8 protein-coding genes are annotated in these 14,924 nt (G+C 39.6%); all 8 read right to left on the bottom strand.

What is annotated here, in order from left to right; translation table 11 throughout:
• Positions 1-51: 51 nt before the first annotated feature.
• On the bottom strand, positions 52-1,149 hold the full coding sequence (locus LPB89_RS10930) for an acyltransferase family protein (RefSeq protein ID WP_230701783.1): 1,098 nt from the start codon (positions 1,147-1,149) through the stop codon (positions 52-54).
• 175 nt (positions 1,150-1,324) lie between these two features.
• Positions 1,325-2,197 (bottom strand): PKD domain-containing protein, encoded by an 873-nt coding sequence (locus LPB89_RS10925; protein ID WP_230701782.1) that lies wholly within the window; start codon positions 2,195-2,197, stop codon positions 1,325-1,327.
• Positions 2,198-2,224: 27 nt separating this feature from the next.
• Positions 2,225-3,592: a DUF4832 domain-containing protein gene (locus LPB89_RS10920; protein WP_230701781.1), complete on the bottom strand. Its 1,368-nt coding sequence runs from the start codon at positions 3,590-3,592 to the stop codon at positions 2,225-2,227.
• Positions 3,593-3,650: 58 nt separating this feature from the next.
• Complete coding sequence (locus LPB89_RS10915) at positions 3,651-5,126, bottom strand: RagB/SusD family nutrient uptake outer membrane protein (RefSeq protein ID WP_230701780.1); 1,476 nt, start codon at positions 5,124-5,126, stop codon at positions 3,651-3,653.
• A 10-nt stretch (positions 5,127-5,136) separates the two neighbouring features.
• The gene (locus LPB89_RS10910) at positions 5,137-8,385 is read right to left on the bottom strand and encodes a TonB-dependent receptor (RefSeq protein ID WP_230701779.1); all 3,249 of its coding nucleotides are present in this window, start codon (positions 8,383-8,385) and stop codon (positions 5,137-5,139) included.
• 654 nt (positions 8,386-9,039) lie between these two features.
• On the bottom strand, positions 9,040-10,422 hold the full coding sequence (glmM, locus tag LPB89_RS10905; RefSeq protein WP_230701778.1) for a phosphoglucosamine mutase: 1,383 nt from the start codon (positions 10,420-10,422) through the stop codon (positions 9,040-9,042).
• 736 nt (positions 10,423-11,158) lie between these two features.
• Entirely contained in the window at positions 11,159-13,087 is a 1,929-nt protein-coding gene (gene nagB, locus LPB89_RS10900) for a glucosamine-6-phosphate deaminase (protein WP_230701776.1), read from the bottom strand.
• 461 nt (positions 13,088-13,548) lie between these two features.
• A complete protein-coding gene (locus tag LPB89_RS10895; RefSeq protein WP_230701775.1) occupies positions 13,549-14,922 on the bottom strand; it encodes a sugar MFS transporter in 1,374 nt (457 codons plus the stop codon).
• Positions 14,923-14,924 lie beyond the last annotated feature (2 nt).

Raw genomic sequence — 14,924 nt, 5'->3', positions numbered from 1 at the left:
TTTGTTTTTTGATACTATATTGAGGTGAGTTACTCGTTATTATTTGTTTGCTTATACTTTTACGTAGGTCTTGTTTTTATGCATGTACCAAAGTATGAAATAAAGGATTCCAAAACCTGCCAAATCACAAAATGCATCGTAATAAGCTCCTGTGAATTGTTCGAAGCCGTAAAAAACCTGTTTGGCAATCAGGGAAAAATTTAAAACATGAGAACCCACATAAGCGGCGATGGCATTAAGGCCAATAACCCGAAACGGATAGGCCCATTTTGTATAGCCTTTTACATCAACAAGCCAGTAGAATAAAGCCAGCAAAACAAAACTTATTCCGGAGGAAAATATAACAAAGGAACTCGTCCATATTTTTTTAATAATGGGATGCCATATCCCTATGATTAACGACAGCGCGATTCCCGCGATACCGATCATAAAAAGATACCCGGCTATTTTTTGTCTTGACAACGAAGACAGCAGCAATTCGCCTGCAAACAATCCGGACATGGTGGTGGCCGTAAATCCTAAGCCGGTTAATAACCATGAATATTGGGTCTGATCGTAAAAACGACCGAAAACCTGCTGATCAATATAAATAGGAAGATTTTTATTGGGCAGTAATTCAAAAGCGTGCCCGAAAAAGCTGGGTATTGCTAATAATACTGCATATAAAACCAGACAGCTGATAAAGAAAATATACCTTCCTTTTTTGGATAAATTCAGGTATGCGATACACGAAAATAAATATCCTACCGCAATGGCCTGAAGCGTATTGCTGAATATTTGAAATTTGGAAAGATCCAGAAACAATAAATTGCCCTGAACAATCCACCCTAAAATGAACAGAATCACAAATCGCCTTAAAATATGGCGGTACAATTTGCTGTCCGATCCGGATTCCGTGCTTCTTTTTCCCAAAGAAAACGGAATCACAACACCGACCACAAACAGAAACAGCGGCATAATAACATCGTATAAATGAAAGCCGATCCATTCCGGATGTTCAAACTGGTCTGCCAGGTTCTTTGTGAAATTAGTTTTGGCCGCTGTATTTAGGTTGTAAAAAAAACGGTCTGCCACGATGATCATCAAAAGATCAAATCCACGCAGTACATCTACAGACATCAGTCGGTTATGGGGTATGGTTGTATTCATGCTATATCTTAATTGCTGTATAACTGGCTTTTTATAAAGCAATCCCCGATAGCAAAACATCAGGGATTACTTTTAAAATTATTTTTACTCGATAGCATATGCCATTAGATTCAAAAATTAAATCTTCAAAAAACCCTTCTTCTAATGGCACATTTGACCGGCTATCGATGACAAACTAAAGTTCTAATGTTGAAAATTTAGGTCCTTCCGGAAAGTTGGCAACTGCTGCCCATCCTGAAGTCATTTCGGTAATGGCAATACCTATTGAACTGCCTAAAGTTCCTAATTGTGATTTTGGAATACTAAATTCAATTGCATTTGTAGTATCGGAAAGGCTTACTACAGAAGATGCCGTTAAATTGGCACCGGAACCTGCAATGGCACTCCAGCCCCATCCTCCGTTTGGATCGGTGTGATTGTAGAATGCACCCCAGCCGTTGGTTACCAGCGGACCTTCAAATAAAAATTCTGCTCCGGAACCTCCCGGCCATGAACCATGTAAAAATCCTGTTTGCGTATTGCCGTCGGTATTGATAAACATATCAACCAATTCCATCAGCATTTTTTTGTTTCCTTCTAAATATACATTCACATTTGGACCACCTGCCCAGATTTTAATTTTCTGGATAGAACCGTTTCCGGAGGTATTCTGGTCTGTTACGGCCACATCATCCCAGTCTTTAAATTTCCCGTCAATTTTAATGTCGATGATTATAATTCTTGGTGCAGTGATAACTTTTGTAATAAATGATTCTTCTCCGGCTTCGTTTGTAACAGTCAGCGAAACCCTGATTTCACCGCCAATTTTATAGGTATACACGGGATCTTTTTCTCCTGATGTGTAATAAAGATCTCCAAAATCCCATCTGTATTTGGTACCGTTTGTAGAAAGGTTGGTGAAGGTAAAAGTGCTTCCGTCATTGGTAAATGAAAAATCTGCCACCGGTTTTGATGCCGAATCGGACGATGCATTATCACTGGAGCAGGCTGCCAGTAGTAAAAATGCAGCGAGCATTGTGATGTATTGGGTTAGTTTTAATTTTTTCATGGTTTTTTAATTTAAATGTTTTAATAACTATTTAATGATAACCGTTTGTGATAATTTATTGAAACCTGTTGAAGCTTCCCATACTCCTGTATTCGCCAGGCGAACCGAATAATCCGGTCTGTCTGCCAGTTTTGAAGAGTTGTCCTCGATCTTTAAAAGCAGTTCGTAAGTTCCCGCCGGAATTCCGGATAAGGATACCGATTCTTTCAGGTCGAAAGTCACTCTTGGCACGACTTTTCGAACATCAAAGTTTAATTTTTTCTTATAGACCGTACCGCCGGAAGTGGCTCTCAGGATTAAGAATGCATTTTTTGAATTGTAAATTGGCGCAAAACCTGAATTATTAATCAGTGCATTAAACTCTAAAGTTCCGTTTAAGGCTGCTTCTTTCTTGATGCTGGACGATGCCAGGGCAAGTCTGTAACCGAGCTTTCTTTCGAAATCGGTAAAGCAGTTGTTGTTTCTCCATTCCTGTAAAACGGGACCGTAATAATCAAGATTTAAGTACGTCCATTTTAGCATGGTCATTTCTTTTTCAGCAATACTGCAGCTCGCCACCGGAACGTCTGTTGGCGGGCAGGTTTCACCTCCTGTTGGGACAAAAAGGGCTTCATTACTTATATAGGTTTTCTCTGCCGTTACATTAATATATGTACCATAATCGTCTACACTTGCCATAAAGCAATCGTTATGAAAACCTAAACGGGCCGTATTGGTGGTTCCGTAACCCACTGTAGCATCCATAGCGGTTGTAGTGGCCACGAAGTCCTGTTTGATTTTTGGAGTCCTCACCTGTATTTTTACTTCTTTTGGAAAAGTCTCCAAAAGTTTATCGAGGATTATCTTTTTATTCGCCGGCGTAGTCAGCTGGTTCGTGGTGTAATACCATTCTCCCCAGGCTCCGACAAAACCAGCCTGAACAAAAGCAATCACATCTTTATTCTCTTCCAGAATTGGTTTTAACTGATCCAAATGTCCTGAAATAACGGCAACAGAAGCATCTGTACCATCCTGCGCATCGGTGTAGGCAAAACGCAGCACACATTTTAAACCCGATTCCCTCAAACGGGTAAAATCGGTTTTAATAAGATCTAATTGTGCCTGGCTTAAAGGAGTGGTTTTAAATTTCTCCAGATAATACAAACGCAGAATGAGGCTTACATTTTCTTTTTTAAGATTGTTTAAAGATGCCGCTGTTATGGCTGCTCCTTCTGCGTTTACCTGCCACGTGTGCATGAACCCGCGCTCCGGATTTGTAAACACTTCATTAGAAACTGTATAAGTAACCTTTTCAGTTCCGCTTACGGCTTGTTCTTCCGTATTGCCGCCTCCATCACTCTGACAGCCCGAGGCAATATTTAAGAAAAGAGCAATTACGATTAGTAAATGTTTCATTTTTATAGAATTAAATTATCTGATTATATTGTTTTATTCACAAAGTATAATGACCGTCTTAGTTTATATATCCGGTGTTCTGGATAAATTTACCTTTACCTTCACTTATTCTGGCTAATGAAAAAGGGAACAATGCTTTGTAAGGTTCACTTTGGCTTGCTGCTCCGTTTAAGGCTTTGGCATGCTCTGTAAATTTCCCGTGTCGGATCAAATCGGAACGGTATTGTCCGTTTTCACACCAGTATTCATGTGATCTTTCCAAAAGAATCATATCGTTAAATTTTTCCAGCGTGGCATAATTTACCAATTGCAATTCGCTGATCTTGGCTCTTTTTCGTACTACATTGACCAAATCTATGGCTTCCTGTGTAGGCGTTCCTGTTTTATTTACCAGTGCTTCTGCTTTAGATAACAGCACATCAGGATAACGGTATACGATAATGTCTACTGTCGTCAAAGCGGTTGTTCTCGCTGCATCCGGATCAATTTTTAACGGAATTGGTCCCAACTGCATATAATTGGCAGGATTTGCCCTGTTGTATGTAACACCATCTGTACCTGTATATTCGGCAATAAGTGCATTTTTTCGAATATCTGTTGCTTCAAAAGAATCGTAAAATTTCCAGGAACTCTGGATGGTACCGTAACCTCCTCTTCCTGGGAAATTAGCCGGCAAACACATCAACTGCCATTGGTTTTCGCTGGTTCCTGCATAATCTGCCGGAACTGCCCAGATTACTTCCCTGCTTTCTACCGGTGCTTTCACATCCCAAAGCCCCACATAATCGTCTTCCAGTCCGTAGTAATTCATGCCGATAATCGCATTGGTTTGTGCTTCTACCTCAGCCCATCTTTTTTCGTGTAAGTACAAACGTACCAGCACCATTCTTGCCATTCCGCTGCTTAATCTTCCGTAGGGTGTTTCGGCAGGGGATTTTAAATTTTCAGCGGCCGCTTTTAAATCATTTTCAATAAAACTTACCATTTCTGCATTGGACAATCTTGCCAAAGGCTCTTCTTTCAATGGGTTTTTAAGTACTTCAAGCGGTGCTACCACAAGCGGTCCGTACAAATCAAAAAGTTCATAGGCCAATAATCCTCTGGCACATCTGATTTCGGCAATGGCCTGTTTTTTAATCAACTCGTTTACTTTTGAGTTCTCGATTCTGTCAATGCTCAAAGTCATGCTGCTGATCTTGTTATAGAACACATCATAAAATCGCGTAAAAGCGGTAGAACTGGCTTTGTAACTGTGCAAAGAAGCTTCCTGCTGTACACCGTAAGGTCCCTGAAGGATTTCGGTTGTGGCATCCAGAATAAACATGAGTCCGTTTTCTGAAGTCGAATGAATTCCGTTTCCGTAAGATCCTCTCAGCGGATAGTACGCTGACGCTACTATAGCCTGAATATCTGCTTCTGAACTGGGGAAAATGCTCGGGTTAATCTCATCGTAATTAACAGACTCTATATCTTCGCTACATCCTGAGAAAACCAGTAATAGTAAAACTATTGTATAATTTTTTAAATTTTTCATCTCTTTTTTATTAAAACTTAAGATCAATTCCTACTGTGTATGTTTTTACATTTGGATATGCTGCTGCATAACCATCTGTTTCAGGATCTATACCATCATATTTGGTAATGATGAAAAGGTTTTGCCCGTCTACTCTGACAGCTGCCCCCTGCATGTATTTTCCAAACCATCTTTTTGGAAGATTATAACTTAATGATACGCTTTGCAGACGAACAAATGAGGCGTCCTGCAGGAAGAAATCTCCTGAACCGTATTGTGTGTATCCAAAATGTGACGCTGGGCGTGTATTGGTCGGATTATCAGGTGTCCATCTGTCGTATACGCTGCGAAGCGCATTTCTTCCGTTTTGTGCTACTCCTACTGCGGTTACACCGTAGGCAAAATCGGTCTGGTCTACTATTTTTCTTCCGAACATTCCATTGAAAACAAAATTCAGCTGAAAGTCTCTCCAGGTAATCGTGTTACTTAAACCTGCTGAAAAATCAGGATCTGCCGAGCCCAGTAAAACCGTATCGGCTTCGTCAATTCTTCCATCCGCTTCACCGGTTCTTAAAAATACACCATTGGCATCTGTTACCGGATTTCCTGCTCCGTCTCTTACAAAACCATTAATATCTTTGATTTTGATTTGTCCCGGAAATAAATCAGGCTGTGCCGGCACTACTTCGCCAATCTGCATGATTCCGTCAGATAACTGACTGTATTGTGCACGTAACGGATCGTTATAACTCATGTAAACCGATGGTTTCCAGTCCGGGGCTCTTTCTTTCCAGTTCGTTTTAAATTGTGAGTAGGTAAAAGTCGTATTCCATTTAAAATCAGGGGTACGGACATTTACGGTACTTATGGTAACCTCAACCCCTTTGGTTTGTGTACTTCCAATGTTAGCCCAAACCGTATTTATTTCATGGTAGCTATTGATTGGTTTTTCCATCAGTAAATCTGAGATTACCCTGTCGTATACCTCTACCGAACCTGAAATTCTTCTGTTTAATAATTCGAAATCAACCCCAAAATTCTTTTCTGTTGTGGTTTCCCATTTCAAATCAGGATTTTCCAAACGGCTTGCAAACACTCCGGTCCAGATAGATTCATCAGCGTTCAGATAAGCTGGCTGTGCATAAAAAGCACCTTTAGAAAGTCCGGCAGAATTTCCAACCGACCCGTAGCCAAATCTAAATTTAAGTTGTGATACATAATCTGAGATTCCAGTCATAAAAGACTCCTGAGAAACATCCCATCCTACTGAAATAGAAGGAAACAGAGCGTATTTTTTATTGGCAGCAAAAAAACTTACTCCATCACGACGTATCGTAGAGGTCAACAGATATTTGTCTTTATACGAATAGTTGATTCTAGAGAAATACGAGCGATAACTATCTTCGTTTTTAGACGATGTCGTTAGTTTTGTTCCCGCTCCTGCATTCATATTGTTCCATAAAAAAGCATCGGTAATAAAATTACTGTTTCCTAATGAGCTTCTTTCATTTCTAAAGGTAGATTGAGAATAACCCGCCATAAAAGTAAAGGAGTTGTTGTCTCCGATATTTGTGTTGTAGGTTAAAATAATATCCAGTAAATCATCATCTTTCTTTTGTGAATTGATAGACGCTTTACCGTTTTCCAATGCACCATATAAGGTCGTTCTTGGTAAATAGGTACTTCTGCTGGTGTTTCCCTGATCAAAACCTGCCTGAAATCTTGCTGTAAGACCTTTCAAAGGTTTTATCTCCGCATAAAAATTGGTCATGGTTCTGTCAATAACACCTTCATCAGAAATGGTTAACAAGGAATAAGGGTTTGGCTCTAAGGCATTATCCGGATTAATTGGATAATTGCCAAGCTCATCAATCGCCACAATGTTTGGTCCCTGCTGAATCGCTGACCTGATAATTCCGGAATTTTCGAACTGATCCCCTCCTAGTTGAGAATTTTGGTTTTTAATGCGGCTTTTGGTCATGTTCATACCAAAATTAATATAGTCCGTCAGTTTCTGATCGATACTAAAATGAACCGTGCTTCTTTTTAATCCGGAGTTTTTAACAATTCCTTCCTGGTCGAATAAATTTCCCGATAAAAAGTATTTTGTAGATTTGGTTCCGCCTCGTAATGATAAATTATGCTGTTTCACCATTCCGTCTCTTGTAACCAGTGACAACCAGTCTGTACCCGCTCCCGCATTTCTGATCTGCTCGTCAGAATAGACTCTTTTGTACGGAATTCCGTTTACAGGAGCCGCATTTGCCTCCTCCAGAGTTTTGGATGAATAAGGATATACCCTGTTGATAAACTCCCAGTTTTCTTTGGAAGCATCGTTTCGCAGCTGCATCCATTCCTGTAAGTTTAAAACGTCATAGCTATCGTTGTATTTCTGGTACGAATAAGAACCGGAATAATCCACTCTTACATCGCCTTCTTTTCCTTTTTTAGTCGTAATCATAATGACCCCATTTGCGGCTCTTGCACCGTATATGGCAGAAGCACTGGCATCTTTTAAAACCTCAATCGATTCAATATCATTTGGGTTGAATGAATTTAGAATACTCTGCGTACCCCCATCGTAACGGTTTCCTGTTCCGGGCTGCTGTAAATTTGTTACCGGAAATCCGTCAATAACAACCAAAGGATCATTACTGGCATTAATAGAACCTGCACCACGAATCTGAATATTAAATCCACCTCCTGGCTGTGCACTGTTCTGCGTGATCTGCAAACCGGCTACTTTTCCCTGGAGCGCCGTTAAAACAGAAGGTGCCGAAGATAAAATCAGTGATTCTCCTTTTACGGAAGACATTGCTCCCAGTACATTTTTCTTTTTCTGGGTTCCGTACCCTACTATAACGACCTCATTTAAGGTTTTTGATGAAGGTGCCATAGAAACTTTGATATTCGTCTGGTTGGCGATCAAAACTTCTTTGTTCTCATAGCCTACATAAGAAAATACTAAAGCTTCGGTATTGGAAGGAACGATGATTGTAAATGTTCCGTCAAAATCAGTTGTTGTGCCTCTTGGTGATCCTTTCGGGACAATCGTTACTCCAATCATTGGCTGTCCCAACTCATCCAGAACAACTCCTTTAATGGTAATATCGGCTTCTGATTTTTTATTTGTAATTTCTGATTTTTTGCTGCTATCCGTGGACGATGCAGCATTTACTTTAACAACAGTGACTATCAGAACTAAAACTGTAATTATTGCTTTTAAATTAAATTTTAATTCCTGATAGTTACCGTACAGTAACTTGTTACTTTTTTTCATATTATTCTGGTTAGTTTAATGGTTAATGTGAAAAGAATACTTTGCGTGGGTAAAAAAAATTTGGTTAGGAATTTTAGCAGACACAAAGCGAAGGTTCAGGTTATGTTTCTTTTGGTTTCATAATTTTTCCGGTTTTTGTTTTTTGTCTTGTTTTCGTTTGGTTATTTTTTTTTAATCTATTCTTTATGGTGCGTTTTCTTTCTTCTTAATTATCATTTCTCGACTCCTTCCGAGATACTGTATTTTTAAAATTTAATGCTCTTTTTTTTACTGTTTAAAGTCAATTTTAACTTCAGAAAAGGCGGAAAAAAAAGTTCTTTTTTAACTTATTATTGGCTAAACTAAATAATATTTTTTAATAAACAATGGTAAAACCAAGAAAATGTGTTCGTGCACATAAAAAAAGTGTTTTCGAACACATTTTTTAGAAAAAGTATTATTAAATTCCTACTTATTTTTAAATTTCACCATGAAAGAATTTAAATAATTACCAGAAAAAATTAATTTTACTTTAAAAAATATGTCTTTTAATTTGAAATTCATTTAATTAAAAAACGCAATAAAAATTAACTTTTCTATATCTAAATCAGGTATTTAATTGTATTTTGAAATGATAATCCTAATTTTAAAAAAGGGATTTTCAGCAATAATAATTTAGAGTAACTCTTTGATTTCAACAATGAATTTTTGGGCTAATTCATCTGCTTTTTTTTGTGAAATGCTCTCGGTGTAAATTCGGATAATAGGTTCCGTATTTGATTTTCTCAGATGCACCCATTCCGTCTCGAAATCAATTTTGATTCCGTCGATGCAGTTCGGCTTTTCGGTACTGAATTTTTGCGCTATTTTTTCCAGGATTTCATCGACATTAATTTGCGGGGTCAGTTCAATTTTGCTTTTGCTCATGTAATAATCCGGGTAACTTTCGCGAAGTGTTTTACACGAAATTTTGACCTGTGCCAAATGTGATAAAAACAAAGCAACACCCACCAGCGAATCTCTGCCATAATGGGATGCGGGATAAATAATTCCTCCGTTTCCTTCTCCTCCGATAATAGCATCAGAAGCTTTCATTACTTCCACGACATTGACTTCTCCCACGGCACTGGCCTGATACTTTCCGCCATGTTTTAAAGTGATGTCCCGTAACGCCCTTGAAGAAGATAAATTGGAAACCGTATTGCCTTTGGTTCTTCCTAAAACGTAATCAGCGCAGGCCACCAGCGTATATTCCTCGCCAAACATAGACCCGTCTTCGCAAATAATCGCCAACCGGTCTACATCAGGATCTACCACAATTCCAAAATCGGCTTTTTCTTTTACCACCAATTCCGAAATATCGGTAAGATGTTCTTTCAGAGGTTCAGGATTATGCGGAAAATGACCGTTGGGTTCGCAATACAATTTGACACAGGCCACACCCAGTTGCTCCAGCAAGGCCGGAATCGCAATTCCACCTGTTGAATTTACCGCGTCTACTACTACTTTGAAATTTGCATTTTTAATCGCTTCAACATCTACTAAGGCTAATTTTAAGACTTCTTCAATGTGTCGTTTTATGTAACCTTCTTCCTTTTCGTATTTCCCGAGATCGTCTACTTCTGCAAATACAAAAGTTTCCTCTTCCGCTATTTTCAGGATTTTTTCGCCTTCAGCAGCATTCAGAAATTCGCCTTTTTCGTTCAGTAATTTTAGGGCATTCCATTCTTTTGGATTGTGACTTGCGGTGATGATGATTCCGCCATCTGCCTGATCTAAGGTTACGGCAACCTCAACGGTTGGTGTGGTCGACAAGCCAATATCTGTAACATTAATTCCTAAACCTGTCAGCGTATTGGCGACCAGATTGCTGATCATTTCTCCCGAAATTCGGGCGTCCCGTCCTAAAACGATACTTAATTCTTTTTTTTGATTTTGTCCTTTTAGCCACATGCCATAGGCAGCAGCGAATTTCACGGCATTTACGGGAGTTAAGTTTTCATTTACAACTCCGCCGATTGTGCCTCTTATTCCTGAAATTGATTTTATTAAAGCCATTTTTTTGTTGATTATTATTTATGCTTAAAAAATTTAACCGCAAAGTTCGCAAGGTTTTTTATGCTGAAGTTTGAGTGGGAAGGATCGCAAAGCTTTGTGCTTAATTCAACCGCAAAGTCCGCAAAGGTTTTATGCTAAAGTTTGAGTGACAAGGGCCGCAAAGCTTTGTGATTAAAGTTGTGATTTTTTTGGCCACAGATTAAAGGATTAGAGTGATTTTTTGCCGCGAATTGCACGAATGATCACGAATTTAATTTATGTGAATTCGTGTAATTCGTGGCAAACTCTCTGTCGCAGGAATAACTTCCCGGTTTGCACTTAACAGTAACTGAAACCGAGACTGAAATACTGAGACTGAAAACTAAACCGCAAAGCTTTTTGATTGAAGTAAGTTGTGTGTGTGTTTTGCCACAGATTAAAGGATTAGAGTGATTTTTTGCCGCGAATTGCACGAATGATCACGAATTTAATTTGTGTGGATTCGTGTAATTCGTGGCAAACTCTCTGTCGCAGAAATAACTTCCCGGTTTGCACTTAACAGTAGCTGAAACCGAGATTGAAATACTGAAACTGAAAACTAAACCGCAAAGCTTTTTGATTGAAGTAAGTTATGTGTGTGTGTGTGTTGCCACAGATTAAAGGATTAGAGTGATTTTTTGCCGCGAATTATCGCCAGGTTTTAGTCGCAGTATTCAGTCTCAGTATTCGGACTGTAAACTGAGACTGTAAACTGCGACTAATAATACCATCTCACAAAAGCCTCCATAGCGGCGTAACTTGCCAGACCCATTTGTTGGTATACTTGTGCTGTTTCCCTGTTTCGGTCTTCGGCTCTCTGCCAGAATTCCCTGGCGTCTGTTCCCTGGAAAACAACCCCGTCTTTTTGTGACTGGTGTTTGAAGATTCCGTGGCGTTTGGCCAGCACCTGATCGGGGCTCATAGGTACCGCCATTTCGACTTCGTCAATGCCCCATTCCTGCCAGGCGCCGCGGTACAGCCACAACCAGCAGTCGTCCATAAAAGGTTTTGGTTTTAAGGCTTTGACAGCTTCAAAAATAGCATCCAGACATACTTTATGGGTTCCGTGCGGATCGGCTAAATCGCCAGCCGCGTAGATTTGGTGTGGTTTTATTTTTTCAATTAAATCGATTGTCAGCTGAATATCTTCCGGGCCGATTGGTTTTTTCTCGATTGTTCCGGTTTCGTAAAACGGAAGTTCCATAAAATGAATCTGATCATCTGTTAAACCTACAAAGTGACTTGTGGCTCTCGCCTCGCCTTTTCTGATGAGTCCTTTGATGTAACGTACTTCCGGAATGTCTATTTCGCTGTTCTTTTTATTCTCCAGAAAAGTTTGTGCTTTTTGGTAGATTGTATCGGCTTCGGCACTTTTGATGCCGAATTTCTCATTGTAGTCAATTACGAATCTTGCAAAACGTAAGGCCTCATCGTCAGCAACAGCAATATTTCCGGAGGTTTGGTAGGCTACATGCACTTCATGTCCCTGTTCCTGCAGACGCATGAAAGTGCCTCCCATACTAATGATATCATCATCAGGATGGGGACTGAAAATCAGTACACGTTTTCTGGCCGGCTCTGCTCTTTCCGGACGGTTGGAATCATCAGCGTTTGGTTTTCCGCCCGGCCAGCCTGTAATGGTATTTTGTAGTTTGTTGAATATTTTGATGTTTATGTCATAAGCAGGACCTGAATCTGCCAGTAAATCACTCATGCCATTTTCGATATAATCAGCGTCGGTTAACATTAAGATTGGTTTTTTAAGATCGAGTGCCAATCCCAAAACCGCTTTTCTGATAAGTTTATCTGTCCAGATCACTTTTTCTACCAGCCATGGCCGGTTGATTCTGGTGAGTTTGGAAGAAGCTTCCTTGTCCAATACAAAAACGGCATTGTCATGTTCCTGCAAAAAGGATGCGGGTACCCTGTTCGTTACTTCATCTTCTACGGATCTTTTTACCACATTTGCTTTTCCTTCTCCCCAGGCCATTAAGATCACCTGTTTGGCTTCCATGATTTTTTTTACTCCGAGTGTAATCGCTGTTCGGGGGGTATTGCTCAAACCTGAAAAATCCTTGCTGGCGGCAACTCTTGTAATATGATCTAAGGCTACCAGACGTGTTTTAGAGTTTTGTAATGAACCGGATTCGTTAAAACCAATATGTCCGTTTCCTCCAATTCCCAGAATCTGCAAATCGATTCCGCCAAGTGCTTCAATTTTAGCTTCGTAATCGTGGCAGTAATCCGCAATTTGCTCTTTGGTGAGAAGCCCGTCCGGAACATGGTCGTTTTCAGGTAAAATATCGACATGGTCAAACAGCAATTCTTTCATAAAACGCACATAACTGTTGATGGAGTTAGGTTCCATCGGATAATATTCGTCCAGATTGAAACTGATTACGTTTTTGAAACTCAATCCTTCTTCCTTATGCAGACGAACCAGTTCCGCATACAATCCTTTTGGGGAAGATCCTGTGGCAAGACCTAAAATACAAGGCTTATTTTCTTTTTGTTTTGCCTGAATCAAGACTGCAATTTCTTTAGCAACTGCTTTTGAAGCTTCATTTGAATTTTCGAAAACAACGGTATTAATATTTTCAAATCGTTTTTCGAAACCTGTTGCTTTGTCTATATTACTTTTTATCATTTTGAACTATATTTTATTGTGTTTTTCTTTATTTTAAAACAGCCCGTTGAGCTAAAAAAAGGCATAAGCTGCCCCGGAGCACATCAAATATTAATTGGAGTACTTAGTGGTAATCTGAAAATCAGATCGATGAATAAAATGTGGTGTTTATCTGAACTTTGTCATTTTTGAATAGCCTACCGCTTTAGCCGGAGGTTTAAAAAAGGTAGTCAAATTGGCTTTAGCTGAATTAAAAGTTCGGCTAAAGCCAAGCCTGATCAAATGAAATCCGTTGGTTAAAACCAACGGCAATTCAAAAAACTTAATTGAATTCCTTTCGATTTTCCCGTGTCATCCTTCGACTTCACTCGGGAGGCCAACTTGGTCCAAACTTCTGAAAACTTGAAACCTGAAACTTGAAACCCGAAACTGAAAACTGAAAACTGAAAACTGAGACTGAGACTGAGACTAAAAACTTCCCCCTACCATTTCCTGTACTTATGCCCTTTGAAGGCAAAAAATACGATCATAAGATAGGCCGGTATTAATATTAAATAGGCCAGTTGATTTCCGCTTTTTGCTGTTGCTACAGTACCTGCCGCTATATTTGCCGTATTGATATTGTCTGCCAGCAAACCATAGAATAAAGGAAAAACCGCACCGCCTATGATTCCCATAATAAGTACTGCACCTCCAATTTTAGTAAATCCGCCCAGATCCTGAAGTGCCATTGGCCAGATGGCCGGCCAGCAGAGTGCATTGGCCAATCCTAAAAGTGCAACCAAAATAATAATTAACGGTAATTGTGGAATTCCAGGTAACTGAATCATTATTTTTGGAGAAAGTATCACGATTAAGGCCACTAAAACAAGACCTAAAAACCCGGATGCTTTTAGGGCAAAAACCTGCGAAACATATTTGGGAATAAGTGTAATTCCTAAAATATAACCAACGACCATGGCAGTCATCGTAAAAGAAGTCAGTTTCAGATAAAAAGAACCATTCTCTCCGTAAACGCCCAATTGTTTTCCGAAACCTCCAATGGAATCTCCGGCCAGAACTTCGGCAGCAATGTACACCATCAGCGTAATCACACCAAAAACCAGTTGCGGATGTTTGAAGGCTTCTTTTATTTGTTTGAAAATACTCAGATGCGCTACTTGTCCCTCATTGTCCAAATTGATTTCGGGAAGCGGGGAAAACTTTACCAAAACTGCCAGAACCAGCATAATTCCCGCCATGTACATATAAGGCGTTTGCAGTTGCAAAGCCAGTAAATCGAGCGCGCTTTCTTTTTGAACCGAAGTCATAAGAGCAATTTTATCTGCCGAATAATCCCCAATATTAGACAAAACCAATGATGTCAATAGTAACGGAGCCAGAAAACCTGCCAGTTTATTGGCAATTCCCAGTACGCTGATTCGTGCAGCGGCACTTTCGCGCGGGCCAATGACAACGACATACGGATTGGCTGCTGTCTGTAAAACGGCCAAACCGGTTCCCATAACAAATAAGGCGATTAAGAACAGCCCAAAAGTACGGGCTTCGGCAGCCGGATAAAACAATAATGCTCCAACGGCAATGACCAGTAATCCTAATGAGATTCCGTTTTTGTATCCTACTTTTTCGATTAGGAAAGAAGACGGAATTGCCATGACGAAATAAGCAATATAAAACGCAAAGGTCACGAAATACGATTGTGATTCGGTTAACTCACAAGCTAATTTAAAAAATGGAATTAGCGGTCCGTTGAGCCAGGTTACGAATCCGAAAATAAAAAATAAGGAGGTTAAAATAACCATTGGAATCAAAGTACTGCTTTGTTCTTTTTTTAAAGTAATATCGATTTCTGACATAG

The organism is Flavobacterium sp. ENC (genome assembly GCF_020991415.1).
In the GTDB taxonomy this organism is placed as follows: Bacteria; Bacteroidota; Bacteroidia; order Flavobacteriales; family Flavobacteriaceae; genus Flavobacterium.
Note: the sequence above shows the minus strand (reverse complement) of the source record. Positions and strands in the feature narration are given on the sequence as shown.